This window comes from Bradyrhizobium cosmicum, from assembly GCF_032290525.1.
In the GTDB taxonomy this organism is placed as follows: Bacteria; Pseudomonadota; Alphaproteobacteria; order Rhizobiales; family Xanthobacteraceae; genus Bradyrhizobium; species Bradyrhizobium cosmicum_A.
In genome coordinates, this window is record NZ_JASXTA010000604.1 from 1 (window position 1) to 235 (window position 235).

The window sequence follows — 235 nt, forward strand, 5'->3', positions numbered from 1 at the left end:
TCCCTATAGCCGATATCGAACGCCTCCTGGCACAATCGGACCGCCTCGTCGTGTTGGACGACGCGTATGTCGATTTTGCGCCTGATAATGGCCTGCGGCTCCTCAGCCGTTATCCGAATTTTCTGCTCTTAAGAACACTTTCGAAAAGCTATGCCGCCGCTAGCATTCGCGTCCGCTTCGGGTTCGGCCACCCGCAGCTTATTGGAAGGCTTCGTAACATCCAGAACGTATGTAG

The 235-nt window shown here is 54.5% G+C and carries 1 protein-coding gene; it reads left to right on the forward strand.

Annotation, left to right across the window (positions count from 1 at the left end; genetic code table 11):
• A partial coding sequence (locus QSV46_RS41095; protein WP_314964521.1) for an aminotransferase class I/II-fold pyridoxal phosphate-dependent enzyme occupies positions 1-235 on the forward strand: 235 nt, incomplete at both ends.